The organism is Rhizobium sp. BK212, from assembly GCF_014197475.1.
In the GTDB taxonomy this organism is placed as follows: domain Bacteria; phylum Pseudomonadota; class Alphaproteobacteria; order Rhizobiales; family Rhizobiaceae; genus Rhizobium; species Rhizobium anhuiense.
Genome location: NZ_JACIFS010000012.1, coordinates 140,872 through 165,686 on the forward strand (window position 1 = coordinate 140,872; position 24,815 = coordinate 165,686).

The window sequence follows — 24,815 nt, forward strand, 5'->3', positions numbered from 1 at the left end:
CCCTTTCTCGCGGTAGTGGAGGCGTCACCTGATGGCCGCCCCAACCACCGTCGATCTCTCCGATGCCCTGATTGCCGCCCCGGTGCCGCTCGCCCATTGGCTCGCCATCCTGCCGGTCGCCCATTGCATCACGCTCGGTGCGGTTCTGCTGATGCTCCGTGGCTATCCACGTGTGCAGGCCTGGCTTGCCATATCAGGGCTTGCGGGCCTGGCGCTGATCGATGCGGCGCTGCTCGCCAAGGTCGCAGCCGAAGGGCCGCTGACCATGGTCATGGGGCGCTGGCTGCCGCCCTTCGGCATCGCCTTCACCGTCGATCTCTTCGGTGCGCTGATGACCTTCACAGCAGCTCTTGCGGCGCTCGCCGGCGGCATCTATGCGCTGGCCGATATCGGTCAGAGCGGCCGGCGGTACGGTTTCTTCCCGCTGCTCATGCTGCTGATGGCCGGCGTCACCGGCGCCTTTCTCACAGGCGATATCTTCAATCTCTATGTCTGGTTCGAGGTGCTGCTGATCTCTTCCTTCGGGCTGATCATCCTCGGCTCCGAACGTGAACAGATCGACGGCGCGCTGAAATATGCGGTGCTCAATCTCATCGCCACGACGCTGTTCCTGATCGGCGTCGGCATTCTCTATGCTGCCTTCGGCACGCTCAACATGGCCGATATCGCCGCAAGAGCGAGGGATTTGCGCGGCACCGCACCGCTGATGACGCTGGCGAGCCTCTTCCTGCTCGCCTTCGGTATGAAGGCGGCCGCCTTCCCGGTGAATTTCTGGCTGCCCGCCGCCTATCATACGCCGCGCATCGTGGTCTCCGCGCTGTTTGCCGGCCTGCTCACCAAGGTCGGCATCTACGCGCTGATACGGGTGATCGTCATGCTGCTGCCGGTGGAACGCGCGGAACTGAGTCCGCTGATCGCGCTCACCGCTGCCGCTACCATTGTCGTCGGCGCTCTCGGCGCTCTTGCCGAAAACGATATCCGCAGGCTGTTCGGCTATGTCGTCATATCGGGCATCGGCAACATGCTCGCCGGCGTCGCTCTCGGCGGCGTCAGCGGCCTTGGCGGCATCAGCGGCGCGGTCTTCTATGCGCTCCATTCCATGGTGCTGATGACCGCACTTTATCTTGCCGCCGGCGAGATCGCCCGGCGCGGCGGCGGCTTTTCACTGTCAGCCCTCGGCGGGCTCTACCGGCAAAGCGGCGGCTTCACCGCGCTCTCCCTGGTGCTCTTCCTGGCTGCCTGCGGCTTGCCGCCCTTTTCCGGCTTCTGGCCGAAAGTCATGCTCGTCAAGGCCTCGCTCGATAGCGGCGCCTGGTGGCTGGCGGCGGCGATTCTCGTCGGCGGTTTTTTGACGACGATCGCCTTCGGCCGCCTCTTCCTGCTCGTCTATTGGCGCCCGGCGGCGATGGTGCTCGCTCCGTCGAGAGCGAACTGGCGCACCGGCCTGCCGCTCGCCGCGCTGACGGCGCTGGTCATCGGCTTCGGCATCCTGCCGGAGCGGCTGCTGGCGCTGTCGCAATCGGCGGCCGCCGGCCTTGTCGAACCAGGGGCCTATCTTCATTCGGTCTTCCCGGGAGGCGCGCGGTGATCGCCTTCCTCTTCAACCTGCTGCTGGCCATTGCCTGGGTCGCCGTCACCGGCAGCGCCTCGCTGCACAATCTCGTCTTCGGCTTCCTGCTTGGGGCCCTGGCGCTGGTCGTCATCCGCGACTCTTTCGGCGGCAAGGGGGGGCATATCCCTCGCATCGGCCCGCTGCTCTCGCTCGCCGCTTTGTTCCTGAAGGAATTGTCGCTGTCGGCCTGGAAGGTCACGGTCACCGTGCTCTCGCCCGATATGAAGCTGAAGCCCGGCATCTTCGCCTTCCCTTTGACGGTGACGAGCGATTTCGAGATCACCTTGCTCGCAAACCTCATCACCCTGACGCCCGGCACGCTTTCGGTCGACGTCTCCACAGATCGCCGCACGCTCTATGTCCACGCGCTCGATTGTTCCGATGCGGAGGCGAGCAAGCGTGACATCGCCAACGGTTTTGAACGCAAGATCATGGAGGCCTTCCGGTGATCACACCTGCCGCCATCGTCGCGGTCGCATCCTCGGCCGCACTCGTCATCCTCGGCCTGGCGCTGATTCTGACGGTCTGGCGCGTCGTCGCCGGGCCGACATTGCCGGATCGTATCCTGGCGCTCGACATGCTGACCGGCGTCGCCATCGGTTTCATCGCCGTCATCGCGGTCAAAACCGGCTTTTCGCTCTATATCGATATCGCCATCTCGCTCGGTCTCGTCGGCTTCCTGGCGACGGTCGCCTTCGCCCGATTCGTGCTGTCGCGCGGCAACATCAAATCGCCGCCTTCCGCAGCTGCAGCAAAGGGTGGCGGGAATAAGCGCCGGGCAGGGGGCAAGACGCGATGATGGATTATCTCGTGGCTGCGATCACCGCTGCGTTGCTGATTGCCGGGGCGTTCTTTACGCTGGCGGCGGCGATCGGCCTGGTCAGATTGCCCGATCTCTACATGCGCATGCACTCGGCCTCGAAGGCCGGTACGGTCGGCTCAGGCCTGCTGCTGCTTGCCGCCGGCCTCTATTCGCAAGATCTGGCGATTCTCGCCCGCGCCATTGCCGGCTTCGTCTTCTTCCTGCTGACGGCGCCGGTGTCTGCCCATCTGCTTGCCAGAGCTGCCCATCATTCGGGATATGATCTGGCTGCACTCTCGGTTCGTGATGATATGCCGGATCGCTGAGCCTGTGCTGTTTGGCGACTTTACCAGATTTATGCAAAACTTATGCACAGGAAGCTGTGAGTAAAGCTTGCCGGAAAGCCCTTCAATTCTTCATCTGTCATTTTTTCTCAAGAAAAACGACAAATAATAATTGGCCTTTTGGCCAAACGATGGTATTTGAAAATGCAAGTAGAGTTCTGATTGTGAATTGCAATCGTACTGCTTCCAAGTCCCTCAGTTTTGATTTTTAATGTCTAAACTGAGGCCATCGCGTGGAGCATGACGTAGTGGTTTCCAGTCAGGCAGTATAAGAATAGGTATCGGTCTTCGGAATCTAGGGGTGGATTTCGCGTTTTTCGAAACAGAAGGTCGCTTCCTGTACTTTTGCTGTTCGCTTCTACGAGGCGGGTCTTTGACGTGTCAGTCAAAGACCGTTTGAGCATGCTAACAGGAGAAAGAATATGACGGATATAGCGACCGGCAATGCGCCGGAGCTGCTTGTGGAACTGACGGCCGACATCGTCGCGGCTTATGTCAGCAACCATGTTGTACCGGTCAGCGACTTGGCCAATCTGATTTCCGACGTGCATTCGGCACTGAGCAACACGTCCGTTCCGCAGCCTGCTGCGGCGATCGTCGAAAAGCAGAAGCCTGCAGTTTCTGTCCGCAAGTCGGTACAGGACGAGCAGATCACGTGTTTGGAATGCGGCGGCAACTTCAAGTCCCTCAAGCGTCACCTCATGACGCATCACAGCCTCTCGCCTGAAGAATACCGCGAGAAGTGGGACCTGCCGACCGATTACCCGATGGTAGCGCCCGCTTATGCCGAAGCGCGTTCGCGCCTGGCAAAGGAGATGGGCCTGGGTCAGCGCCGCAAGCGCGGCCGCGGCTGAGCTTTTTCGAAAGCGTCGACGACAAGAGCCGGGCCTAGTGCCCGGCTTTTCAATTTGTGGAACTTCGCTCTCGACTCGGCGTCATGCCATTGCTGTCCGGTTCGCACAGGCGCGGCATCACCTTCGCCCCGTTTACGGGGGCCGAAAGATGGGTCGAGACCCTGTGGCTCGACCCCGGTAGGTTAGAGTGAGGGGCCGGTCTCATGTTTTTGTGTGCCGTTTCAAGGCGAGGAAAATAATCTTTCCAGTATTTCGAGCCTGCGCAAATGATTCGGGCGGATGTCCAGAGAGCGTGCGCGATCCCGTCTTATGCTTTGCCGGCGGATTTAGAATGTATTCCTATACTATGAGCAAGTGTGAATATACTGGATACACCTGAGCGGGCGCTTGCGAATCCGCCGCCCTGTTTGCTTCAAAGCCGCTCGGCCATGATCGCGTTCAAGCCGCGACGCGGACTTTCGCCTCTTCGCGGATCCGGTTCACCATCGAGCGCAGTCCGTTCGAGCGCTGCGATGACAGGTTCTCCACCAGCCCGATCTTCGAGAAAATCTCGAAGGCATCGAGCCCGGTAATTTCGGATGCCGGCTTGCCGGAATAGGTGGCCAGCACGATGGCGACGAGACCGCGCACGATATGGGCGTCGGAATCCCCCTCGAAGCTCATGACCGGGTTGTCGGGATCGCCTGTCGTATGCGTCACCAGCCAGACCTGGCTGGCGCAGCCCATCACCTTGTTCTCGGAGGTGCGCTTCTCCTCGGCCAGGTCGGGCAGCGCCTTGCCGAGTTCGATGACATAGCGGTAGCGGTCTTCCCAATCGTCCAGGAAAGCGAAGTCGTCGATGATCTGGTCGAGGGATGCCATGGGGAAGCCTTTCACTGTTAAAGCAGTTCCAGCAAAAGTGCGCAGCGGTTTTGCGTCCGGAATGCGTGAGGAAATGCTCTAGATGTGCATATAGGTGAAAGACCGGCAGTTTTGAACCACTAAAGCAATTCCAGGAAAAGTGTGAAGCGGTTTTCCCAGGCAAAGCGCGAAGCGGTTTTGCCGGGAATTGCGCAGACCGGAGCAATTCCAGGAAAAGTGTGAAGCGGTTTCCCAGGCAAAGCGCGAAGCGGTTTTGCCGGGAATTGCGCAAACAATAGAAAAAACGCCGTGAGGGATGGGCATCCTCACGGCGCAGCAACATGCTGAATTAAACAGGGCAGGCACGTCAGGCATGGGGCATCACCGCGTCATGCGAACCACCGATGCAAGCTGTAAAACCGAAAGGCACTGCGGGCGGGTGCCCGCGAAATTTCGTCAGATCGCCGGCTTTGGCGTCGGCAGCGGAATCGCGCCCGTTACCACCGTCTCGGCTGCGGCATCATCCTCGACGGGCGGGCGGTAAGGCATCGGCTGGTTGAGCGCGGCCTTTGCCTCGCGCACCTTTTCCTGGATGGTGGGTGCTGCCAGCGAAGGCATGTTGAGTGCGACCGGCGTCTGCGGTTCGCCAAGCTTAGCGGTCGCCGACGCCTCGTCCTTGAACTGGCTGTCGAGAAGTTCATAGGCAACGCGCGCGCCCTCGCGGGCCCGGTAACCGAGTGCGGTGAGGGTTTCGCCGCCCTTGGCGCAGACCTCGGGTTTTTCCGAGCACATGCCGGTGAGATAGTCATAGGCGCCGCTGGCCGCGGTGAAGGCGTCAGAAAGCTGCAATTGCGGGCCGCTGGCGAACTTGTCGGAACTCTCCGTGCTGAAGACGGAGAGAAGCACGAGCACAAGGCCAAACCAGAAGGATCCTTTGATCAGAAACCACATTGTCGTTGCCCATCCTGTTTCCCGTCCGGTTCTTGTCGCCGAATCAGGCCGGTTGTCCGGTGTGTTTTCACCCTACCGCCAAGTTGCGAATGCCGCTTTTCGAAACTCACGCGCATTTGCGGCAAATTTAGTTCAAATTTTAGCGAACGGCATTTGAGGGACATTTTAGTCGAATGCGAGCGATCGGCGTTAAGCATCAGGGCAGCACCTCCTTGCAATTGCAGGGCTTTTGCCGGCTCGCCTTGCCACATGAGTTAACGCAATGCTGAAATATGAGGAAAATCCGTCGCTTACCTGCTATTAACCACAAAAGGCAAAGACGCTTCCAGATGCCTCAAAACGGGAAATTCGGTCGTTTCAGGCTGTGAACTGCGCTTTTGCCTTATCCTTTCTTTAAGTCGCCAAGGCCTATTGTCCGGATCGATAGACAGCCTTTTGGGCGGGTATTGCGTGCGTGTATTGAGTAACATTGGCGGCTGGGTGACGGCCCTCGTAGACCGGGCAGCGACAAGCTGGCTCTCCCGGACCGGGGGCGGTGAAGCCGTGCGTCAACGCGAGCTCGCGATCCTGCGCCGCCTCGTGCTGTTCTCGTCGGTCGCTCTTGTCGCCGCGCCCATCGGTCTTTCGGCGGTCACCAGTCCGGCTGTCGCGCTGCCGGCCGGTGTCGCCATGGTCTGCGCCGCCTTTCTCTTTTCCGCCGTCGGCAGCATCGCGCTCGCCCGTCAGGGTTCGTCCGCCGGTATCGCCACGCAGTCGGCCGAGGATTTCTTCCTTGCCGCCACTCCCGGCCTCGTCTTCTTCCTCGACCCGCACGGCAGTGTGGCGACCGTCGGCGGCCGCGACCGGCGCGATTTCCTCGCCTGGATGCGCGATCCCAAGGGCAGGGGCTTTCTGGAGCAGGTGCATGTCTCCGACCGCATTCTTTTCCTGCAGGCGCTCGATGACATGCGCCGGGGCGAGGATGCGGCAAGCGTCGATCTGCGCCTCGATCGGCCCTCGGTCTCGCGCGATCAGCGCCAGTTCGCTTATCTTAGAATGGACATGACGGCCCGGCGCGATGCCGACGGCGAACTTGCCGCCATCATTGCCCAGCTGCGCGATGTCTCCGTCGAGCAGCAGCTGCGTGACGAAGCCCAGAACCGCGCGGCCGATGCCGAATCGGCAAACGACGCCAAATCGCGCTTCCTCGCCGCCGTCAGCCATGAGCTGCGCACCCCGCTGAACGCCATTCTCGGTTTTTCCGATATCCTGATCGGCGAATATTTCGGCAAGTTCGAAAACGACCGCCAGCGCGAATATGTCGGTCTGGTCCGCGAATCCGGCGCGCATCTGCTGTCCGTCGTCAACACCATGCTCGACATGAGCAAGATCGAAGCCGGTCGCTATGAGCTGATCCTCGAAGCCTTCGATATTTCGAGCTCCGTCAAATCTTGCGAATCGATGCTGGCATTGCAGGCCAAGACCAAAGGCCTCACGCTGACCAGCCGTATCCAGCGCGGCCTCGGCGAGATCGTCGCCGATCAACGCGCCATCCAGCAGATCCTCATCAATCTCGTCGGCAATGCCATCAAGTTCACCGAGGCCGGCGGCGTCGTCTCGGTCGATGCGGCGGCGCGCGACGGTATCCTCAAGCTGACGGTCAGCGATACCGGCATCGGCATCCCGGCCGACAAGCTGGCCTCGCTCGGCCAGCCCTTCGTCCAGATACAGAACGACTATACCCGCCGGTTCGAAGGCTCCGGCCTCGGCCTTTCCCTGGTCAAGGGACTGGTGGCGCTGCATGGCGGACATTTCGCCATCGCCAGCCAGCCGGGCGAAGGCACGATTATCACCATCGAGATCGCGGTGGACGGCTCGGGCGCCAAGCACGCCGAAGACGCCGGCCATGGTGCGACTGTCGAGTTTCCGCCGCGGCTGAAGGGCGCGGTCAATACAGGTGCAGAACTGGAAGAGGGGCGCTTCGATGGCCGCGCGCAAGCGAAAATCGCCTAAGGGAAAAAGGGGACGGCAGCAGCCGGGCCTACTGATGTCAGGCGCCGCCGCCCTCGGCGGGCTCAGCCTGCAGGGCGCATCCGCGCTCGGCGGCGTCATCGGCCGCAATCCGTCGGTCGCCGGCGGCACGATCACCTTCGTCGTTATCTTCTCCTTCGTCGCCGCCAATGCGCTCTGGTATCAGCCGGGCCTGCATCCGCACCCGATCTTCCGCACCCGCGATCCCCAATCTCCAGCCGTGCTCGGCGCCCGCCGCCTGGCCGAGGAGCAACAGGGCGACGTCACCACCTTCCGGATCGAACGGCCGGAGGATGCCGCCACCACCAACGCGACGCCAGCGCCGGCGGCACCCGGTCAGCAGCCGAGCCAGCTCGTCATGGAGATCCAGCAGCAGCTGGTGCGCCGCGGCCTCTATAACGGCACCCCCGACGGCATCATCGGTCCGCGCACCAGTGCAGCCATCCTCTTCTTCGAGGAGACCGTCGGCATGGCTCAGACCGGCGATCCGACGCCGGAGGTGCTGGCGGCGCTGAAGACCGATGCATCAGGCCCTTCGACCGTGCCCGCCGAAAAGCCGGCCGAGGATGTGAGCTCGAAGGCGGCGGCGGAAGACCCGGTGGCAGCCGCGATCCGCAGCGCCGAAAAGACGGTCAAAACGTCTCCACCGGCCGCAAAGCAGGTTCCCTCTGGCGGACTCACCAATGTCGATCTGGTACTGAAGATCCAAAAGGGCCTTTCCAACATGGCCTATGCCAATGTCGGCGTCGACGGCGTCGCCGGCGAGCAGACCCGCGCAGCCATCCGGCATTTCCAGAAGCACTACAACCTGCCCGAAAACGGTGAGCCGACCGAGGCGGTGCTGAAGAAGCTCAAGGAAATTGGCGCGATCTAGCGGCTCCGCAGTTACCGAGCGGGCCTTCTCACTACAACCTAAGTCTAAGGTACGGCCGCTGTTTGCAACTTGTTAACCATGTTGCCTGAAGCTTTTCTGATTGAGGCGGGGGAGCGTCGGCATGCATGCGCTGAAGGCGATAGACGATCTGGCCGGAGAACCGGCGGTCGAAGCGGAAGGCCCTGATCCCGAGGCGTTGCGCCATATCCTGCTGCGCCTTGCCGAAGAGGCTTCCACCCTTGGCATCGATCTCGTCGATATCGCCGGCGCCATACAGGATATGGCGGGAATGTCGGCCCGGCATGCCTCCGCCTTCGATGATGTCACCCGCACCGCGCTTTCGATCGCCGAGACCAACCGCTCGGTCGCCGTATCACTGCGCGAAACCGACCGCACGGCGGCAGAGGCCCGTCACATGTTGAAGGAATCGGCCGACCGTCTGACGGGCTCGGTCGCCGAGATCGGCCACATGGTTCAGTCCTCGAACGAGATCGGCACTGAGATCGCCGGCTTCTCCAAGTCGCTTGCCGATGTCGACAATATCGCCGAGGAGATCAGTACCATCGCTCGCCAGACCAACCTGCTGGCGCTGAACGCCGCGATCGAGGCGGCGCGCGCCGGCGATGCCGGCAAGGGTTTTGCGGTCGTTGCCGCCGAGGTCCGGGCGCTGTCGCTGCAGACCTCGAAGGCGACCGGCTCCATCCAGCAGACGCTCGACGAACTGCGTGTGAAGATCGACCGGCTGTCGGCCGTCGGCAGCGATGCGCGCGACAGTGCGGCCGGTGTGCGCGACAAGTCGGAGGCGATGCGCGGGGCCTTCGAAAGCATGGAACATGTCATCACCCGCATCCTCGACAGTTCGACTGTCATGGCCAACACCACTGAGGCCGTCGACCTGCAATGCGCCGGCTTCGTCGGGAAACTCGGCGAGATGTCGGCCGAGGTCGCCGGCTCGAATGTCAGGTTGCAGCAGGCGGCAAAACGCGTCGACAGCGTCGTCGGCCTCTCGGAAACCCTGATCCAGCTGACGGCGAGCGCCGGCGTCAAGACCGCCGACAGCCGTTGGATCGAGGAGGCGCAGTCGGTGGCGAGGCAGATTTCCGCCGCCTTCGAACGCGCCGTTGCCGAGGGACAGATCGGGCTCGATGCTCTGTTCGACCGGCGTTATCGGCCGATACCGGGCTCGGATCCGGCCCAGGTGATGGCCGCCTTCACCGAACTCACCGATCGCCTGCTGCCACCGATCCAGGAACCCGCGGCTGCTTCGGACGAGCGTATCGCCTTCTGCGCGGCAATCGACGAGAACGGCTATCTGCCGACCCACAACCGCAAATTCTCGCAGCCGCAACGCCCCGGCGACGTCGTCTGGAACACCGCCAATTGCCGCAATCGCCGTATTTTTGCCGATCGCGTCGGCCTTGCCGCCGGCCGCAGCACCGCGCCCTTCCTCGTCCAGACCTATCGGCGCGACATGGGCGGCGGCAATTTCGTGATGATGAAGGATATCTCCGCTCCGATCACCGTCCGCGGACGGCATTGGGGTGGATTGCGGCTCGCCGTCAAAGTCTGACCCTCGTCAAACTCTGACTCCATGGGTCAAACACTGACCCTGCATTGCCGCCGCCGGCGCGCCGGTCTATACCGCGCCGATGAGATTACGCGCCGACATCTTCGTTTCCGCCCTCCTGCGTCGCGTCTTCGCTAGCGGCGATTTTGCCGCCGTCGAGAAAAAGGGGGCGGAGGAGGCGGGTGCGATCTTCATCCGCCAGCATTTTCGCGACGGCCTGGAAACGCTCTATGCGCCGGCGCCGCAGACCGCCTTCGACGAAGGCCAGGCCGGCGACCGGCTGTTCGAGATCCGCCTGTTGCGAGCCGAGCCGGAAGCGGTGCGCGCCATGCTGGAGCGTGAACGCAGGTTCGATCCCGATCTTTGGATCGTCGAGCTGGAGGCGGAGGAATTGGGAGACGTGATCCCGCTTGCCAAGGACGGCTGACAGCCGCCCCCCGGTTCAGCGATACCGCCGTCCCATGACGCGCATGTCGCGTTGCGGCGGCGTCTGGTGGATGAAGCGATGGTTCGGCGTTTCCTGAGGAGGCGTCACATTCGGCGCCTCCGGCTTATAGGTGTAGCGATCGGCGCGCCGCCAGGCGTCGACACGTTCGTGGCATTCTTCCGGGTCAAGTGCATCGAGCACCATCCAGCCGCGTGTGACGTTGTGCTGCTGTTCGGCAAGATGCGGATAGAGCCTTTCGAGCACGAAGACGGCATCAAGAAAACCCATGCCGAGGCTGGTCAGCGTCGTGGCGAGCTGTTGACCGGAAAGATCAAGCATGATGCGCTCGGCAAGCCAGCGGCTGGCCGACAGCGCATCGGCAAGGGCTGTTGCGAAATGCGCCGCCTCGCGGGAGCGGGCGAAGCGCACCAGCAACGCCTCCTGAATGTCGGTGAGCGTGCGCAGGCCGAGCCTTTCCTCGTCGGCACGGCCGAGATGACCGGCAAGCCCGAGAAGGCGCTCGCGCAACGCCTCTTCGTTGGCCACCCGCTGTTCCTCCAGCGCATCCGCCTCATTGGTTTCGGTGGGCGTCGGCGAAAGCGGGACTGCCGGCGATTCCGTGATCGGCGCCGAGGCGGCGGCCGATCGCGGCTGGGTCTGGCGCAGCGCCACCAGCGCATCGATGACCTTCGGCGAGAGTGAATCTCGGCTAACGATCGCCTTGACATGCGCAGCACCCTGCATGCGCGCGATGGTGATCAGCGTATCGTCGGCAATTGCCTTTGAGGCGGCAAGAAAAGGGGCGGCGATCTCGATCGGCTGATTGCCGATGAACAGCGCCACGGCGGCCGGCATGTTCTCGCATTGGGACAGGGCTGCGACCGCCTGGCGCTTGGCCTCGTCGGAGGAGGCTTGGAACAGCGGCATGAAAAGCTCGGCAAATTGGCGCAGTTCGGACCGTGTCGGATGCGACAGGTTCTCGAAACTGCTGACAGTCGCCATCAATACCACGTCCTTTTTCCTGACAGCCAAGGGGCCTTCTAGGTCTCGAAACCGGTCACGCACAACAATACCCCGAAAACGCAGAATAAGGGGACCACAGGCCGATATGCGCTGGCGGAACGCATGTCGGGCCATACGGTTATGAATAAATCCTACACCGGTACGGTTAATGCATGCTGAAGATTTTATTAAAATGTAACAGAAATATACACGCAACGCGTGTCGCGGCATGGTTGGCCGGCAATATAAAAATGCTTGGTTTGAAAGGGCGCTGGGCCGCCTGCGTATCGCCGCTGCGATTGCGGAAAAGTTCAGGCGATCCTGTGATCGCGCAGCGCGTGCAGCAGCTTTTCGCGGCTGTCGTAACCGGCTTGATAGAGGTCGAGTGCGGTGGATGCCGCAAACTGCGCCTCGACGCTTCTGATGTCGATGCGCCGTTCCGCGCACCAGTCGTCGAGCGCACTGCGCAGCACGTCGAGATCCTCAGGCGAGAAAGAAGAATTCACCAGCAAAGACACCGCTTGCACTCCGCATTCCGGCAAGAGCGTGGATGATCCGCGATCGATCGGGGCCCGGAAACGTATGATCGATGAGAGCAACAATACGCGCATCTCAGTCGCTCGCAATTAAATATTTTCATGAAGCATTTTTGCAACACTGCCTTTTTCCGCGCGTGCAAGCTTGCCGCCTCAATGCCAACTATATGAATTGTTTCTAATTTTACGCGTCGATCTTCAACCCTGTCTTTCCGTGGGCGGCGTGAAACCAAATCAACTCTTCGCGCGTTACAGAGGAAGTGAGGTGAACTGTGTTTGGCATCCGCCGAATATTAGTAAACTGTTAACTGTCATCTGTCTCAATTCGGATAGGAACGACGCGATTTGAGTGTTTGGATCGTTGAAACTCCGCATCACGGTATTTCAATCAGGTGCCGTGGGAAAGGCGCGAATGCCCTCGGTCCGGTCATCCCGGTTCCGCAGGACGCGCCGGCCCGCACATTGGCGGGCAGGGTGAAATCCATCGCAAGTTCATCCGTCTCGGGCAGTGCATGGAGACGAGAATGGCAATAGTAGTCGCATTGGCGGATCGGCGGCCGCGGGCGCCGCGTCGTCCGGGCAAGGAGCCCCGCGAAGCCAAGATCCTCTGGTTCACCGGCGTTCGCTACGAGCGCTTGGCCGAGAGCCCGAAACATCGTCCGGCGCCCGCGCCGCGCGTCAACAAGAAGTAACCGCTTGTTCAACCTCAGCGAGCGGTGAATTGCTCGCAGCCGGCTTCCGTGAGAAAGTTGCGCGCGGCCTCATTAAAACTCGCCTGCGGCGCCAGCGTCCGCAGCACGGCATAGCCGTCCGGCCGTGCCATTTCCACCAGGATCGCCTGCTGCAATTCCTGCGGCAGGTTCTTGCGCAGGTCCGTCAACTGGATCGGACCGCCGGCCAGCACATCGAGCGCCCCGCCGACCGACGTCCTGTCGTTCATGCTGAAGACCTCATTGGAGGCGCTGTCATAGATCGCGATCGACCAGAAGGGCACATTGCCCTTGGCGGTGAAATGCACCGGCCCATCTTCGATGTCGAAGGAGCAGACAGCGGTGCGCACGAAGGGGTCGCCATTGGCAAGGCCGGCCTCGTCATACCGGTCGGCGAGCAGATAGAAATTGTTGAGGTCGCCCTCCGCCTCCACACGGGTCGCCGCATCCCTGCCGGTGAAATGCGGCAGCGACAGGATGATGACGAGATGCAGCAGGGCTGCGCCGAAAAGACCGGTGAGGATAGCGAAGAATATCCTAAGCATTGCCGCATCCGGTCTTGGTGAGCTTCGGCATGGCGAGGTCGATCACGCCGGAGCTGCCGGCGGTCGGGGTGTCGAACAGCGTCAGCACCAGCCGGAAGGTGCCGGCTTCCGGCAAGGCCAGCCAGTTGCCCGGTTGCGCGACGGCGGAGATCTCGATCGAGAAGCTGCTGTCCGGCTGGCGCAGCACCGTCCAGGAATTCAGCGCCGAGGGATGCCCGGTCTTCACCGCCGCCGGATTGCCGCCATTGTCGGCGGTAAAGAGGGTCCAGAGCCGGGCAGGCGGCGTCTGCCCGCTGATGCGGTAGCGGCAGTTGGCATTCAGCCGGCCGCCCTCGTCGTCGACGCTCGCCGTAAAGGTCAGGCCCTCGGCGCTGCCATAGAGCAGCTTGCCGGCGCGCGCCCGGTGCGACTTGGCGTAAGGGTCGGCTTCGACCGTCTGCAGCGCCGGAAACGCCTCCCAGGCGCCGAGCTTGATCGCCCCGAAACCCTGCGTCGCATCCAGCGCATAAAGCGAAATCATGATCCCGCCGCCGAAGGCGACGATCAGCGTGATCGCGATAAAGAGGGGGAATCGAAACACGTCAAGACCTTGGAAACCATATCGGATGAAAGGGTTACCACTGATTCTGGCGGGGTGGAATGCCGCGCCGCGACATAGGCGCCGATTGATCCCCGGTTGGTGGCGGCAGCCAGATGAGGGGCAGGCTCCGAGGATCTGCTGGGTCGAGGATTTCTGAATCTGCGCGTGATGCCGCCAACTACTCCGCGCTCGCCACCTTCGCAGGCGCGAGCGGGGCGGCATTCTTCAGCTTCTCGCCGAGTTTCTTGAGGATGTCGGTCGATTGAACCGAGAGCATGCGCGGCCGGATGAGCTGCGGCAAACCGTCCTGCGGCTTGGCGGCGGCGGTTTTGGCGAGGTCCTTTTCCGAGGGTAGGGGGTTTTCGATGCCGGGAATGGCGCGCAGGGTCACACCCTGATGGGCATAGTCCATAGCGCGCTTGAAGGTCATCGCCGGCAGCGAGCCGCCGGTCATCTCGTTGGTCGAGGTATAGTCGTCATTGCCGAACCAGACGGCGCAGGTGTAGTTGCCGGTGTAGCCGACGAACCAGGCGTCGCGATAGGCCTGGGTCGTACCGGTCTTGCCGGCGGTCACAATGCCGTTGTCGAGGGCTGCCTTGCGCGCCGTACCGACATAGGGAACGCGCGACAGCATCTGGTTCATATAGGCGTCGGCCTGTTCGGAGAGCACACGTTTCGGCGCCGGCTCGTCGCGGTCGAAATCATAGAGCACGTCGCCGTCGTAGTCGAGGATCTGGGTGATGCCGTGGCGGCGCGACTGGTAGCCGCCGGCCGGGAAGGTGGCATAGGCCGTCGCCTGGTCAAGCACCGTCACCTCGGAGGTGCCGATCGGGATGGTGACGTCGTCGCGGATCGGCGTTTCGACGCCGAGGTTCTTCGCCATCGCCCGGATCGGCTGGATACCGAGTTTTTCCTTGGCAAGCCGCACCGGCACGGTGTTGATCGACTGGGCGATCGCGGTCTCAAGCGTGATGCGGCCGGCATAGCGGTTGGCATAATTATGCGGGCTCCAATTGCCCCAGGAGATCGGCGCGTCGACGATCGTCGTCTGCGGCGTCATCCCGCTCTCCATCGCCACCGAATAGGTGTAGACCTTGAAGGAAGAGCCCGGCTGGCGCAGCGCCCTGGTGGCGCGGTTGAACTGGCTCTCGCCATAATCCCGGCCGCCGACCATGGCGCGCACGGCGCCGCCGTTTTCGATCATCACCATGGCGCCCTGCTTGGCGTGATAGGCCTCGCCATATTCGCGCAGCGACGTTTCGACCGAATCCTCGGCCGCCTGCTGGATGCCCATGTCGATCGTCGTGCGCACGATCAGCGAATGCTGGTGGAAACGCGGTGAAAGCCGCTGCACCTCGTCGAAAGCCCAGTCGAGGAAGAAGTCAGGCGATTCCACTTCGTTGCGGTCGACGACGGTCGCCGGATTGCGCCGGGCGGCGATCACCTGGCCTTCGGTCATCAGTCCGCTCTGCACCAGATTGGTCAGCACTTCGTTGGCGCGAGCACGCGCCGCCGGCAGGTTGACATGCGGCGCATATTTCGCCGGCGCCTTGAACAGGCCGGCAAGCATGGCGGATTCGGCAAGGTTCACATCGGTGATGTTTTTGCCGAAATAGAACTGTGCCGCCGCCGCGGCGCCAAACGTACCGCCGCCCATATAGGCCCGGTCGAGATAGGTGGAGAGGATTTCCTTCTTGGAAAGGTTCGCCTCGAGCCACAGCGCCAGGAAGGCCTCGGTCACCTTGCGGTCGATCGAGCGTTCGTTGGACAGGAACAGGTTCTTGGCGAGCTGCTGGGTCAGCGTCGAGCCGCCCTGGACGACTTCGCCGGCGCGGGCATTCTCGCTCATGGCCCGGAAGAGGCCGATGAAATCGATGCCGAAATGGTCGAAGAAGCGCCGGTCCTCGGTGGCGATCACCGATTTGATCAGCGAATCCGGCAGCTCGTCGATCGGCACGGAATTCTGGTGGATGACGCCGCGATGGCCGATGACGTTGCCGTAGCGGTCGGTGAAGGTGACAGCGAAATCGCCGCGATTGCGCCAGTCCTCCTTGGTCGCCTCGAAGGCGGGCTGGGCGAGCAGCAGCATCAGCACCGAGCCGGCCGCCCCGAGCGTCAGCCCTTCGCCGGCAAGTTCGAAGACCATGCGCTTCCAGCCGCGCACGCGGAAGCGGCGGAAGAAGATGGTGATGTCTTCCCAGATCTCGGCGGCGCGGAAGCCGGCGTTCCAGACGGTCGAATCGATCCAGGAATCGATGCGCAGCAGAATGTGACGGCTCTTCCTCGGCCGCTTGTCCGCCGCCCCGTTCGCCACTTTTCCGGGCTCGTTGTCTGGCCCGTTTTCTGGGTTGTCCGGATCCTGCACGTCCTGTATTCCCGCCTGATCGTGCTTCGGTCATCTCCGACGAAAGCGCAAGGCCCGCATATGGCCGCAAAGCTCTCCGATACCAGGAGAGAATTCTCCGAGTACCAGGAGTATATTGAAGAATTGATTGATTTTGCGGCTGATAACAAGAGAGATGCATGAGGGTCACGCGAATTTGCGGGCCGCTGTTGCAAGAAACGAACGATGAACGATCTGCCCTTCTGGAAGAGCAAGACGCTGGCCGAAATGACCGTCGCCGAGTGGGAAAGCCTCTGCGATGGCTGCGGCCTCTGTTGTCTCAACAAGATCGAGGAATGGGACAGCGGCGATATCTATTTCACCTCGGTGAGCTGCAAGCTGCTCGACGGCGAAAGCTGTCGTTGCTCCAGCTATGAGAACCGCTGGGACTTCGTGCCGGATTGTGTGCAGCTGACCAAGGAGAACGTGCCCGATATCGCCTGGCTGCCGCCCACCTGCGGCTACCGGCTGGTCAATGAAGGCCATGACCTCTACTGGTGGCACCCGCTCGTCTCCGGTGACCCGGAAACCGTTCATGCCGCCGGCATTTCCGCGCGAGGCCGCACGATCAGCGAAAACGAGATCGATATCGACGATCTCGAGGACTACGTCGTCGACTGGCCGCTGACCGTGGGTGAGGTAAAGGACGATGAGGAAGCCTGAGGCGGCCGGCGCTCCCGGCTTTCTGTTGCGGGGCGAGTGACGCATTCGCACTGCCGCCTCCCGCGCGACATATAAAATTGGCGCCGGCCGCTGCTTGATTATTGAAAAGTGAGACCCCACTTGCGGTGCGACCCGCTGGTCCGGGCCCCTCTGGCGAGAGCTTCGGCACTCTTGCGATGTCGGACCTCTTCTCCGACAACCAGTGCCGACAGGGGACTATCCTTGAATCTCTCTTTTTTGTTCGTCGAGTGGCTAGGAACGCCGCTCTGGATGTGGTCGAGCTTTTTCGCCCTCGTCATCGCCATTCTGTCGTTCGACCTCGGTATTCTTCATAAGCAGAACAAGGAAATCGGCGTCGGCGAAAGCGTCAGGCTTTCCGCCCTCTATATCGCGCTCGGCCTCGCCTTCGGTGGCTGGGTATGGTGGTATCTCGGCTCCGAGGCGGGCCTTGCCTATCTGACCGGCTTCGTCGTCGAAAAGACGTTGGCCCTCGACAACGTCTTCGTCATTGCCCTGATCTTCTCCTTCTTTGCCGTGCCGCGCATCTACCAGCACCGGGTGCTCTTCTGGGGCATTCTGGGCGTCATCCTGTTGCGCGCCATCATGATCGGCGTCGGCGCCACGCTGGTCGCCGAATTCGCCTGGCTTCTCTATATCTTCGCCGCGTTCCTGATTGCCACCGGCATCAAGATGCTGTTCGTCAAGGAGGCCGAGCCTGAGGTCTCGAAGAACGTCCTCGTCCGCTTCATGCGCAGCCGCTTCAACGTCACCGACGAGCATCACGGCGAGCGGTTCTTCGTCAGAAAGGCAAACCCCAAAACGGGAGGGATGACCTGGTTCATCACGCCGCTCTTCATGGCGCTCGTGATGGTCGAAGTGGCAGACGTCATCTTCGCCGTGGATTCGGTGCCCGCGATCTTCGCGATCACCACCGATCCGTTCATCGTCTACACCTCGAACATCTTCGCGATTCTCGGCCTTCGCGCCCTCTATTTCGCGCTGGCGGCGATGATTCATCGCTTCCGCTATCTGAAGCCCGCGCTTGCCATCGTGCTGATCTTCATCGGCTCGAAGATCTTCCTCGCCGATCTGCTGGGCCTGGAAAAATTCCCGGCCGCGCTCTCGCTCAGCATCACTTTCACGATCATCGCCGCCGGCGTGGTCTGGAGCCTCCTGAAGACGCGGGATCCGCAGCAGCCCGCCTGAGCGGGCTCTGCACACGCAAACGCTAACAAAGGAAGGAACCGGATATGATTTCGGATTTCATCGGCTGGATTTTTGCCCTCCTCGTCGTCGGTCCGCTGCAGGCTGAGATACAGGAGCAGGCTGAGCGCGCCCGGCTTCCCGTGGAGATCGTCCGCCAGTCCCGGGCCTGCCTGACATCCCAGGGGCCGCAGCTCATCGAGCGCGCCGCCGGCGACTACGGCTGGGCGGCGGCCACAGTCGTCAGCATAGCGATCGGCCATACCGCGCCGGCAGAACTTCTCGACGGCAGCGACCCACAATGCGCAGCCCTTGCCAGCGCCCTGAAGGGAGCCGGCGAGGGTGCGTGACCGCGATCGGCTGAAAATGGACCGTGTGATTGATCACGACGGAAATAGACGACCGCGCGGTGTGGCCACCGCGCGGCTTCGGGAGATGCTGGAACTCGCCCGGGCGAAAGGCGGCCTCTCCATCGGCGAGGCTCTGGAGGCGATGGGCCCGACCAGCATCGCCTTCACCATCCTGTTCCTGGCAATCCCGGCTCTAACCCCGATCCCCGGGCCGTTCGGAATGGTTTTCGGCACCGCGCTTGCGCTGGTCTCCCTCCAGATCGTCGCGGGTGGCCGGAAGGTCTGGTTGCCCGCTATCATCAGGGATCGCCGGGTTTCGTCCGTGGCGCTTGATCTTATCGTGGGTCACGCGGTCCCGGTGATCGCCCGGGTGGAAAAGCTCGTGCGCGCCGGCCGGCTGCAGGCCCTCACCGGCCGAACGGTACAGGCGCTTCTTGGCATTCCTGTCTTTCTGCTCGCCGTCGTGATCGCGCTGCCGATCCCCTTCGGCAATATTCTGCCGGTGTTGTCGCTGGTGGTGCTCGCCGTTGCCCTGATGGAGCGGGATGGTCTCGTCACCCTGATCGGACTGCTGCTCACATCGGCGACGATCGTCGCGACCACCGCCTTGCTTTATTTTATCAAGGCGATGATCTTCACGGCCTCCTAGGCTGAATGGACAGGTACCGCGCCGAGGAAACGCCGCAACTCCGTCTCGACATAGGCAGCCACCGGCCCTTCGGCGCCAAAACCCCACCAGAGCAGCGAACCCTGCCATTGCGACAGCATCAGCCGGGCGATCGTCTCCGGCGCCTTCGCCGATCCGAAACATTGCGCGATATCAGCCATCAGCGCTGTTCCCCAGGCTGCACCCCGGGCGCGCAGCACCGGATCGCGGAAATCCTCGCGAAGCACCAGCAGTCCTTCGCCATAGGCGGCGGCATCGTCCCCGTAGTCCTGCGACAGGCCGACGAGCAACGCGACGGCGCCGTCCGGGGTTTTCGGCACGGTCCGGGCAAGTCGCGCCGTTTCCGCGTCAAGCCTGTCCCAGGCATAAAGCAATGCTGCGCGCAGCATCGCCGCCTTCGTTGCGAAACGCTGCACCAGCGTCGAGCCGGAAAGGCCGCTTGCTTTCGCCACCGCCGCAAAGGTCGCCGCATCCGGCCCCTGTGCCTGGATCAGCGCAAGCACCATGGCGAGAAGCTGTTCATCGGAAACTGTGCGGCGGCGCGGCATGAAATTCCTCTCGCATTCATGTTGAATGTAAACGATCATTCGTTTATATACAACCAACCCCGGAAAACCGGGGCGCGTTCCATTTCGGCGTGAGAGCCGTTTTAGCGTGGAGGATGGAGAAGTGACAGCGAACTTGCGGGAGAAAGTGGCGTTGGTGGCGGGAGCTACGCGCGGCGCCGGCCGGGGCATTGCGATGGAGCTCGGCGCCGCCGGCGCCACCGTCTATGTCACCGGGCGTACGACACGCGCTCAGCAATCCGAATATATGAGGCCGGAGACGATCGAGGAGACGGCCGAACTGGTGACCGCTGCCGGCGGCAAGGGCATTGCCGTGCAGGTGGACCACCTCGTCAATCAACAGGTCGAGGCGCTGGTCGCCCGCATTCGCCAGGAAGCCGGCCGGCTCGATATTCTCGTCAACGACATCTGGGGCTGCGAGAAGCTGTTCGAATGGGACAAATCAGTCTGGGAGCATTCGCTGGACAAGGGCCTGCACATGCTGCGGCTCGGCATCGAAACACATCTGATTACCGCCCACTACGCGCTGCCGCTGATGATCGAGCGGCCGGGTGGACTGCTGGTGGAAGTAACCGACGGAACGGCCGAATACAACGCCACGCATTACCGGCTTTCGCCCTTCTACGATCTCGTCAAGACAGGCGTCACCCGCATGGCCTGGGCGCATGCGCAGGATCTGGCGAAACACGGCGCCACCGCCGTTTCGATCACACCCGGCTGGCTGCGCTCCGAAATGATGCTGGATGCCTACGGTGTGCGCGAGGAGAACTGGCGCGATGCGACGAAGATACAGCCGCATTTCGCCATTTCCGAAACCCCGCGTTTCCTCGGCCGCGCCGTTGCGGCGATTGCCGCCGATCCCGACCGCGGCCGCTGGAACGGCCAGTCGCTATCGAGTGGCGGCGTGGCGAAGACCTACGGCTTCGACGACATCGACGGTTCGCGGCCGGATTGCTGGCGCTACCTGGTGGAAGTGCAGGAGCCGGGCAGACCGGCGGATGTGACGGGTTATCGCTAAAGCGAAACTGCGCGGGGTTTTGTGTCCGCAAAAACCCGACCGATTCCAGGGAAACCGTCAACCGGTTTCCCTGGATTTTCGTAAAAACAAAAGGTCAGAGCGGTCTGCGCTTCAAAAGCGGAACCGCTCAGAGCTCGCCGGTTATCTTGCTGCGGCGAGCCGGGCTGCGTCGCGAAACGACACCAGCCGCTTCGCCTGTTCGTCCCACAGCACCAGCTTGACGCAGCGCAGGCTGTCCATCAGCGTGATGCGGCCGATATCGGCAAGCTCAGGATGATCTCGCAGCACCTCCGGCAGCCGGTAGTAGGGCACCCGGCTCGACAGATGATGCACGTGGTGGATGCCGATATTGCCGGTGATCCAGCGCAGCACCGGCGGCAGGTCGTAATGCGAGGCACCGTGCAGGGCCGCATGCTGGAACTGCCAGTCCGGCTTCTTCGACCAATGTGTTTCCTCGAACTGGTGCTGGACGTAGAACAGCCAGACGCCGGCAGCGCCGGCCAGAAGCACGATCGGCAGATGCACCAGCAGAAAGGGGACGATCCCGACTGCCCAGATCAGCAGTGCGGCGGCTGCTGCGATGGCAAGATTGGTCGCCATGGTCGAGATCCAGGGCAGGGCGCCGGAGCGCATCATGCCGAAAGGCAGGCGCTGCTTGATGAGAAACAGCCATGCCGGTCCAATGCCGAACATCACGATCGGGTGCCGGTAGAGCCGGTAGCCGATCCGGCCCCAGCGCGACAGCGCGTTGTATTCGGCAATCGTCAGCGTCTCGATGTCGCCAACGCCGCGCTCGTCCAGGTTCCCGGCCGAGGCGTGGTGTTCTGCGTGCGCCCGGCGCCAATAGTCGTAAGGCGTCAACGTCAGGATGCCGATCGTGCGTCCAACCCAGTCGTCGACGCCGCGACGGGCGAAAAACGAGCCGTGGCCGCAATCATGCTGGATCATGAACAGCCGGAGCAGGAAAGCGGCGGCGGGAACGACGAGGATGAGACCTGGCCAGAAGCTGTAATGAACCGCCGCCCATGCGGCGGCCCAGAACAGCGCGAAGGGGACGACCGTGACGGCAAGCTCGAAGGCGCTGCGTCCGGCCCGTGGCTGGCGATATTGGGCAAGGATCTTCAACCAGCCCTTCTCGGTGAAAAGGGCGGTTTGATCTTCGGATCGCTTCGGGTTTTCGTCAGGCTCGCCCGAAGGGGCAACCCGGATTTCCTCGCACTCGCTGCGGCGCGCAGATTCGATCACAGAATAGCGCCGTGAAAGGCAGCGACAGTCGAAAAGCCGAGTGCAATCACCACGGCTGAGCGAATGAGGAATAGCGGATAGTCGAAGCGGTACATGGTATGAAGAGGGGTCATTTTGTGTGGCACCTTCCGTTTTCTTTAAAACACGTTCATGCGTGATCCCGTCACGCCAGAGCGCGGCGTGCCCGAAAGGGCACGCTGTGACTTTGAATCTGCGCATAATCCTTCCGCAAATCGATTTTGATTTGCGCTGTTATGCGCCATCGATGATGAGAGCCCCGTCCAGGGCTCGAGACGAGGCCCTATTTTTTTGGAGCACTGCCCTGCGGGGCGGCTTTGGTCGCCGTCTTCATCTGGTTGGCGAATGTGCTTTCCACTTTCGCAGCTTGCTTGTCCTTTTTTGGCTTCCGGACCTCGCGATTGCTTCTTACCTGTCCTTTTGCCATGGATGAGTCTCCCTTTGGATCGACATTAAAAACCGCGGCCTGCGTGGTATTCGCCCCGCTTGTCGGTCGCGACTGGAGATCGCGGGATCGTCATGAGGGGCAACCCGACAACACCGGGCCGCAGGGATGGAATGAAAATGATGCCTGCTGAAACCGCATCGCAGTCTGGAGGCGGATGACCGGAGAGGTCACCGAAAGCCAAACCCGACGTTGAGACGGGACGTCACCATGCTTTCGCGATCGGGAAAATGGCGGGGCCGGAAAACCGGTCACCGCAAATGCCGCATCGGCCAAATCAGCGAGCCCTCTTCATAGAATAAAATTGAGGTGCCATTAAGGCCATCGCCGCAGGAAAGCCATATTTCCACAGGGCTTATTCATTTAATGGAAACAGCCGGATCAGCTTCGTTCTTTCCATCTCGGCCATGCCTGATGCCGACATGATGCCGCGAGCCAAACAGAGTTCGATATCCCGCCCGATATCGAGTGGCACCCGCATGCCGCCGGCCTTGAGAAGGCGGTCGGTCATCGACAGAAGCAGATCCACTTTCGCCTGGCAGCCGTCGATCTCAAGGAGCGCCACCCGGCGCTCCTTGTCGATGTCTGCAAGATCCTTGTCCTGCTGCCGTTGCTGGTAAGCTCCGAATTGCACCCATCCGAAATAGGCGGCCGCTGCGACTGAGATACAAAGCAAGAGGGTTTTCCGCACAATAATCCTTCGGAGCCGGGCGGCTGGCTAGCCGGCGGCACGTCTTTCGCGGGGCAATCCCTGTATCGCATATCGGTTACAGACAGGAGTTACCACTTTCGGCGGGGCCTTCGGCTTGCCGAAATGGTGTTCGAGCGCCCGTGAGAGCATGGCCGGCGAGGTGACGCCCTCTTGGAACAGCCTGATCAGCAGGATGGCCGCGACGTTGAAAACCCGTTCGTCATCGATCAGGATTCTGGCGTCGTAGCCGGCGTCGTCGAGCACGCCCTGAAGCATGTCGAGATCGGACGAGGTCAGATGCGGCTTTTCTGAGGTGGAAGACATCGGTCCTCCTTTCGTCGGGGCGAGGGTATAAAAACCCTCAGTCGGCAGCGCCCGTGCGATGGCTGCCGAAGGCGGGACCATGCGCCTTTCGCTGAGGCAACGCAACGGGAATCTTGCTGCGGATATCGCACCGGTTGATGGGCAGCCCGCACCGGTCAGGGTGCGGGCCGAGATGGTTATTCCGCCGCCTGATAGCTGGGTCTCCGGGCGGCCGATGTCCGCGGACCGGCGGCTGCAAGCAGGGTGATGGCGATGGCAAGCAACGCCACGAAGGCGATGCCGGCGACATAAGGGTCCCAGCCGAAATGCGGCGCGGCGCCGAAGACCGCCGAGGCGGCCGCAAGCACGATGCCGCCGCCGATCTGGAAGGAGGCAAAGAGCAGTCCCGAGGCGAGTCCAGCCTTGTCGTCCTCCACATCGGAAAGGGCCGCGACCTGCACCGAGGGGTAGGTCAGGGCGTAACCGAGGCCGAGCGGGATCTGCGAGAACAGAACGAGCATGATCGGGTCGACATGTCCGAGCGCGGTCACCCAGAAGATGTAGCTGAAGGCCTGCAGGCCGACACCCACCGCCATCAGCCCGGTGGCGCCGCGATTTTGCGCGAGTGTGGCAAAACGTGGCGCCAGGAACATCACGAAGACGCCGCCAAGCGCAAAGCAGAAGCCGGTGGTGAAGGCCGACCAGCCTATGGCGTTCTGATAGTAGAGCGTCGCCAGGAACTGGAAGCCGACATAGGCGCCCTGGAAGAGGGCGGCAATCGCATTGGCATGCCGAAGCTTGGCCCGACGGAACATGCCGAGCGGCACCATCGGATCGGCATGGCGCGCTTCGACCGCGAGGAAGAGCAGGATCAGCACCAGCGACGCGATGAGCGAGCCCCAGGTCGGGAAGGCCTGCCAGCCCGCTGCCGCAGCGTTGGTGATCCCGAAGACGAAGAGCAAGAGCCCGGGTGTGATGGTCAGCGCGCCGGCCCAGTCGAAGGCCGGCCGCGGTCCGGTTCTTTTCGGGTCGGCCGGCAGCACCAACGGCGCAAGAAGGAGCGTCAGGATGGCGACCGGCGCGCCCATGACGAGCGTCGCCCGCCAGCTGAAGATCGTCGCAGCACCGCCGATCACCATGCCGAGCACGAAGCCGGCGGCGCCGGTGGAGGAGAAGACGCCGAGCGCTTTTGCCCGCGCCGTTCCCTCGCCGAAGACGGAGAGCAGCAGCGCCAGGGCGGCCGGCGCGGTGAAGGCGGCGGCAATGCCCTTGATCAACCGGGCGGCGATCAGTGTCGGGCCGCTGTCGACGAAGCCGCCGGCGATGCTGGCGGCGGCAAAAATTGCCAGCGACCAGAGGAAGACGCGGCGATGGCCGAAGACGTCGGCGACCCGGCCGCCGAGCAGCAGGAAGCCGCCATAGCCGAGCACATAGGCGCTGACGGCCCATTGCAGCGAGGTCGCCTCCATGCCGAGTTCGGCCTGGATGGCAGGCAGCGCGACGCCGATGGTGGAGACATCCATGGCGTCGAGAAAATTGGCGGCGCAGAGCAGCAGCAATGCCAGTCCCGCCCCGTTTCGCGATTTGGAAAGAGTCATCGAAATCGTTC

Annotated in this window: 28 protein-coding genes; 15 read left to right on the forward strand and 13 right to left on the reverse strand. The window is 62.2% G+C overall.

The features are described 5' to 3' along the window. Positions 1 to 31: 31 nt before the first annotated feature. The 5 genes from FHT79_RS28820 to FHT79_RS28840 all read left to right on the forward strand — a co-directional run bounded on the left by FHT79_RS28820 (position 32) and on the right by FHT79_RS28840 (position 3,612). On the forward strand, positions 32 to 1,588 hold the full coding sequence (locus FHT79_RS28820) for a Na+/H+ antiporter subunit D (RefSeq protein WP_047614294.1): 1,557 nt from the start codon (positions 32 to 34) through the stop codon (positions 1,586 to 1,588). Continuing rightward, positions 1,585 to 2,061, forward strand: coding sequence for a Na+/H+ antiporter subunit E (locus FHT79_RS28825; RefSeq protein WP_048338353.1), 477 nt, complete (start codon positions 1,585 to 1,587; stop codon positions 2,059 to 2,061). The genes FHT79_RS28820 and FHT79_RS28825 overlap by 4 nt, the downstream gene beginning before the upstream one ends. Further along, complete coding sequence (locus tag FHT79_RS28830; protein WP_097595733.1) at positions 2,058 to 2,411, forward strand: cation:proton antiporter; 354 nt, start codon at positions 2,058 to 2,060, stop codon at positions 2,409 to 2,411. The genes FHT79_RS28825 and FHT79_RS28830 overlap by 4 nt, the downstream gene beginning before the upstream one ends. After that, a complete protein-coding gene (mnhG, locus tag FHT79_RS28835) occupies positions 2,408 to 2,740 on the forward strand; it encodes a monovalent cation/H(+) antiporter subunit G (RefSeq protein ID WP_047614299.1) in 333 nt (110 codons plus the stop codon). The genes FHT79_RS28830 and mnhG overlap by 4 nt, the downstream gene beginning before the upstream one ends. Before the next feature lie 440 nt (positions 2,741 to 3,180). Then, positions 3,181 to 3,612: a MucR family transcriptional regulator gene (locus FHT79_RS28840; protein WP_003557810.1), complete on the forward strand. Its 432-nt coding sequence runs from the start codon at positions 3,181 to 3,183 to the stop codon at positions 3,610 to 3,612. Positions 3,613 to 4,050: 438 nt separating this feature from the next. Here the strand turns inward: FHT79_RS28840 and FHT79_RS28845 are convergent, their stop codons facing one another. Both FHT79_RS28845 and FHT79_RS28850 read right to left on the reverse strand, forming a co-directional pair. Next, positions 4,051 to 4,473 (reverse strand): SufE family protein, encoded by a 423-nt coding sequence (locus FHT79_RS28845; protein WP_097595732.1) that lies wholly within the window; start codon positions 4,471 to 4,473, stop codon positions 4,051 to 4,053. Positions 4,474 to 4,908: 435 nt separating this feature from the next. Further along, the gene (locus tag FHT79_RS28850; protein WP_097595731.1) at positions 4,909 to 5,403 is read right to left on the reverse strand and encodes a DUF5330 domain-containing protein; all 495 of its coding nucleotides are present in this window, start codon (positions 5,401 to 5,403) and stop codon (positions 4,909 to 4,911) included. A 450-nt stretch (positions 5,404 to 5,853) separates the two neighbouring features. Here FHT79_RS28850 and FHT79_RS28855 point away from each other — a divergent pair, with 450 nt between their 5' ends. The 4 genes from FHT79_RS28855 (at position 5,854) to FHT79_RS28870 (ending at position 10,281) form a co-directional block, all read left to right on the forward strand. Then, complete coding sequence (locus FHT79_RS28855; RefSeq protein ID WP_048338354.1) at positions 5,854 to 7,395, forward strand: HAMP domain-containing sensor histidine kinase; 1,542 nt, start codon at positions 5,854 to 5,856, stop codon at positions 7,393 to 7,395. Then, positions 7,367 to 8,287: a peptidoglycan-binding domain-containing protein gene (locus FHT79_RS28860; RefSeq protein WP_097595730.1), complete on the forward strand. Its 921-nt coding sequence runs from the start codon at positions 7,367 to 7,369 to the stop codon at positions 8,285 to 8,287. Before FHT79_RS28855 ends, FHT79_RS28860 begins: the two co-directional genes overlap by 29 nt. Positions 8,288 to 8,408: 121 nt before the next feature. Further along, positions 8,409 to 9,857, forward strand: a complete 1,449-nt coding sequence (locus FHT79_RS28865; RefSeq protein WP_097630693.1) for a methyl-accepting chemotaxis protein — start codon at positions 8,409 to 8,411, stop codon at positions 9,855 to 9,857. Positions 9,858 to 9,936: 79 nt separating this feature from the next. Beyond that, entirely contained in the window at positions 9,937 to 10,281 is a 345-nt protein-coding gene (locus FHT79_RS28870) for a DUF1491 family protein (protein WP_063476659.1), read from the forward strand. 15 nt (positions 10,282 to 10,296) lie between these two features. Here the strand turns inward: FHT79_RS28870 and FHT79_RS28875 are convergent, their stop codons facing one another. Together FHT79_RS28875 and FHT79_RS28880 are read right to left on the reverse strand one after the other, a co-directional pair. Then, on the reverse strand, positions 10,297 to 11,346 hold the full coding sequence (locus FHT79_RS28875) for a DUF2336 domain-containing protein (protein WP_097595799.1): 1,050 nt from the start codon (positions 11,344 to 11,346) through the stop codon (positions 10,297 to 10,299). 248 nt (positions 11,347 to 11,594) lie between these two features. Beyond that, positions 11,595 to 11,801 (reverse strand): hypothetical protein, encoded by a 207-nt coding sequence (locus FHT79_RS28880; RefSeq protein ID WP_047614508.1) that lies wholly within the window; start codon positions 11,799 to 11,801, stop codon positions 11,595 to 11,597. 542 nt (positions 11,802 to 12,343) lie between these two features. On the opposite strand from FHT79_RS28880, the gene FHT79_RS28885 reads away from it, so the two are divergent. Then, positions 12,344 to 12,511, forward strand: a complete 168-nt coding sequence (locus FHT79_RS28885; RefSeq protein ID WP_179874697.1) for a hypothetical protein — start codon at positions 12,344 to 12,346, stop codon at positions 12,509 to 12,511. Between the two features lie 14 nt (positions 12,512 to 12,525). Here the strand turns inward: FHT79_RS28885 and FHT79_RS28890 are convergent, their stop codons facing one another. From FHT79_RS28890 to FHT79_RS28900, 3 genes are all read right to left on the reverse strand, one after another. Further along, the gene (locus FHT79_RS28890; RefSeq protein WP_047614314.1) at positions 12,526 to 13,074 is read right to left on the reverse strand and encodes a membrane protein; all 549 of its coding nucleotides are present in this window, start codon (positions 13,072 to 13,074) and stop codon (positions 12,526 to 12,528) included. Then, positions 13,067 to 13,654 (reverse strand): DUF1214 domain-containing protein, encoded by a 588-nt coding sequence (locus FHT79_RS28895; protein ID WP_047614316.1) that lies wholly within the window; start codon positions 13,652 to 13,654, stop codon positions 13,067 to 13,069. The genes FHT79_RS28890 and FHT79_RS28895 overlap by 8 nt, the downstream gene beginning before the upstream one ends. Positions 13,655 to 13,832: 178 nt before the next feature. After that, entirely contained in the window at positions 13,833 to 16,019 is a 2,187-nt protein-coding gene (locus tag FHT79_RS28900; RefSeq protein WP_063476661.1) for a PBP1A family penicillin-binding protein, read from the reverse strand. Between the two features lie 204 nt (positions 16,020 to 16,223). Between FHT79_RS28900 and FHT79_RS28905 the strand changes: the two genes are divergently transcribed. From FHT79_RS28905 to FHT79_RS28920, 4 genes are all read left to right on the forward strand, one after another. Beyond that, positions 16,224 to 16,700, forward strand: a complete 477-nt coding sequence (locus tag FHT79_RS28905; protein WP_048338360.1) for a YcgN family cysteine cluster protein — start codon at positions 16,224 to 16,226, stop codon at positions 16,698 to 16,700. 222 nt (positions 16,701 to 16,922) lie between these two features. Further along, a complete protein-coding gene (locus FHT79_RS28910) occupies positions 16,923 to 17,906 on the forward strand; it encodes a TerC family protein (protein WP_183904594.1) in 984 nt (327 codons plus the stop codon). A gap of 44 nt (positions 17,907 to 17,950) precedes the next feature. Next, positions 17,951 to 18,253: a hypothetical protein gene (locus FHT79_RS28915; protein ID WP_097595727.1), complete on the forward strand. Its 303-nt coding sequence runs from the start codon at positions 17,951 to 17,953 to the stop codon at positions 18,251 to 18,253. A 25-nt stretch (positions 18,254 to 18,278) separates the two neighbouring features. Next, entirely contained in the window at positions 18,279 to 18,902 is a 624-nt protein-coding gene (locus FHT79_RS28920; protein WP_097595798.1) for an exopolysaccharide biosynthesis protein, read from the forward strand. Here the strand turns inward: FHT79_RS28920 and FHT79_RS28925 are convergent. After that, on the reverse strand, positions 18,899 to 19,468 hold the full coding sequence (locus tag FHT79_RS28925; RefSeq protein WP_183904595.1) for a TetR family transcriptional regulator: 570 nt from the start codon (positions 19,466 to 19,468) through the stop codon (positions 18,899 to 18,901). The two genes, FHT79_RS28920 and FHT79_RS28925, sit on opposite strands and share 4 nt — an antisense overlap. Positions 19,469 to 19,589: 121 nt before the next feature. Here FHT79_RS28925 and FHT79_RS28930 point away from each other — a divergent pair, with 121 nt between their 5' ends. After that, the gene (locus FHT79_RS28930; protein WP_047614513.1) at positions 19,590 to 20,504 is read left to right on the forward strand and encodes an SDR family oxidoreductase; all 915 of its coding nucleotides are present in this window, start codon (positions 19,590 to 19,592) and stop codon (positions 20,502 to 20,504) included. 141 nt (positions 20,505 to 20,645) lie between these two features. Here FHT79_RS28930 and FHT79_RS28935 read toward each other — a convergent pair whose 3' ends face one another. The 5 genes from FHT79_RS28935 to FHT79_RS28955 form a co-directional block, all read right to left on the reverse strand. Then, entirely contained in the window at positions 20,646 to 21,749 is a 1,104-nt protein-coding gene (locus FHT79_RS28935; protein WP_047614325.1) for a fatty acid desaturase, read from the reverse strand. Positions 21,750 to 22,050: 301 nt separating this feature from the next. Beyond that, on the reverse strand, positions 22,051 to 22,194 hold the full coding sequence (locus FHT79_RS28940; RefSeq protein WP_164735919.1) for a hypothetical protein: 144 nt from the start codon (positions 22,192 to 22,194) through the stop codon (positions 22,051 to 22,053). Positions 22,195 to 22,567: 373 nt separating this feature from the next. After that, a complete protein-coding gene (locus tag FHT79_RS28945; RefSeq protein WP_097595725.1) occupies positions 22,568 to 22,903 on the reverse strand; it encodes a hypothetical protein in 336 nt (111 codons plus the stop codon). A 27-nt stretch (positions 22,904 to 22,930) separates the two neighbouring features. Further along, on the reverse strand, positions 22,931 to 23,308 hold the full coding sequence (locus FHT79_RS28950) for a hypothetical protein (protein ID WP_174824448.1): 378 nt from the start codon (positions 23,306 to 23,308) through the stop codon (positions 22,931 to 22,933). A gap of 95 nt (positions 23,309 to 23,403) precedes the next feature. After that, positions 23,404 to 24,804: an MFS transporter gene (locus tag FHT79_RS28955; protein WP_132574010.1), complete on the reverse strand. Its 1,401-nt coding sequence runs from the start codon at positions 24,802 to 24,804 to the stop codon at positions 23,404 to 23,406. Between the last annotated feature and the right edge of the window lie 11 nt (positions 24,805 to 24,815).

Coding starts and splice junctions, on each gene's coding strand:
- FHT79_RS28820 (WP_047614294.1), top strand. CDS start 32: ATGGCCGCCCCAACCACCGTCGATCTCTCCGATGCCCTGATTGCCGCC.
- FHT79_RS28950 (WP_174824448.1), bottom strand. CDS start 23,308: ATGGTCCCGCCTTCGGCAGCCATCGCACGGGCGCTGCCGACTGAGGGT.
- FHT79_RS28955 (WP_132574010.1), bottom strand. CDS start 24,804: ATGACTCTTTCCAAATCGCGAAACGGGGCGGGACTGGCATTGCTGCTG.
- FHT79_RS28925 (WP_183904595.1), bottom strand. CDS start 19,468: ATGCCGCGCCGCCGCACAGTTTCCGATGAACAGCTTCTCGCCATGGTG.
- FHT79_RS28850 (WP_097595731.1), bottom strand. CDS start 5,403: ATGTGGTTTCTGATCAAAGGATCCTTCTGGTTTGGCCTTGTGCTCGTG.
- FHT79_RS28940 (WP_164735919.1), bottom strand. CDS start 22,194: ATGGCAAAAGGACAGGTAAGAAGCAATCGCGAGGTCCGGAAGCCAAAA.
- FHT79_RS28870 (WP_063476659.1), top strand. CDS start 9,937: ATGAGATTACGCGCCGACATCTTCGTTTCCGCCCTCCTGCGTCGCGTC.
- FHT79_RS28905 (WP_048338360.1), top strand. CDS start 16,224: ATGAACGATCTGCCCTTCTGGAAGAGCAAGACGCTGGCCGAAATGACC.
- FHT79_RS28845 (WP_097595732.1), bottom strand. CDS start 4,473: ATGGCATCCCTCGACCAGATCATCGACGACTTCGCTTTCCTGGACGAT.
- FHT79_RS28890 (WP_047614314.1), bottom strand. CDS start 13,074: ATGCTTAGGATATTCTTCGCTATCCTCACCGGTCTTTTCGGCGCAGCC.
- FHT79_RS28840 (WP_003557810.1), top strand. CDS start 3,181: ATGACGGATATAGCGACCGGCAATGCGCCGGAGCTGCTTGTGGAACTG.
- FHT79_RS28915 (WP_097595727.1), top strand. CDS start 17,951: ATGATTTCGGATTTCATCGGCTGGATTTTTGCCCTCCTCGTCGTCGGT.
- FHT79_RS28885 (WP_179874697.1), top strand. CDS start 12,344: ATGGCAATAGTAGTCGCATTGGCGGATCGGCGGCCGCGGGCGCCGCGT.
- FHT79_RS28865 (WP_097630693.1), top strand. CDS start 8,409: ATGCATGCGCTGAAGGCGATAGACGATCTGGCCGGAGAACCGGCGGTC.
- mnhG (WP_047614299.1), top strand. CDS start 2,408: ATGATGGATTATCTCGTGGCTGCGATCACCGCTGCGTTGCTGATTGCC.
- FHT79_RS28860 (WP_097595730.1), top strand. CDS start 7,367: ATGGCCGCGCGCAAGCGAAAATCGCCTAAGGGAAAAAGGGGACGGCAG.